This is a genomic window from Acidisphaera rubrifaciens HS-AP3 (assembly GCF_000964365.1).
Classification (GTDB): domain Bacteria; phylum Pseudomonadota; class Alphaproteobacteria; order Acetobacterales; family Acetobacteraceae; genus Acidisphaera; species Acidisphaera rubrifaciens.
The window spans coordinates 1-473 of record NZ_BANB01001062.1 but is presented as its reverse complement, the minus strand read 5'-3'; the positions used below and the strand labels follow the sequence as shown (position 1 = coordinate 473).

Here is a 473-nt window from a genome sequence, read left to right as displayed (position 1 = left end):
CGGCGATCGGCGGCTGAACGGCGGCGCGGCCAGCGGCGGAACGCGGGGCGGCCGTGCTGCGTTGGCCCCGGCAGGAGAGGCGCACCGATGGTTCGGACGTTGATGGCAAGGGCTGCGGCCGGCGGGGTTCTGCTGCTGGCGGGCTGCGCCACGCACACCGCCGCCACGGACCGGGGCCGTACCTATGCCCAGCGCGCCGCCCGCCACGGCCATCATGCCGTCCATCGCGGCGAGGGAGCGGGGCAGGAAGATTGGACCGTCGTCTGTGACAACACGCCGGCGCTGCCCCCGACCACGGCGGAGCCGTGCCGCCTTGAAACCGCCGTCCGGCAGTCCGGACCGGCGCCGGCGGCAGCCACGATTTCCTCGGCCGATGGCGGCCGGACCTGGACGGTCGCTGCCATGCCCTCGCCAGGTGCCGTTCGACTGAAGGTCGGCACGCGCACCCCCGTCGATGCCGATTGTGGCCATCC

At 74.4% G+C, this 473-nt stretch carries 1 protein-coding gene; it reads left to right on the top strand.

All coding sequences use genetic code 11. The features are described 5' to 3' along the window. Positions 1–87: 87 nt before the first annotated feature. Positions 88–473 (top strand): YgdI/YgdR family lipoprotein (locus B8460_RS23180; protein WP_206742667.1); only part of this gene is annotated, 386 nt, incomplete at its 3' end.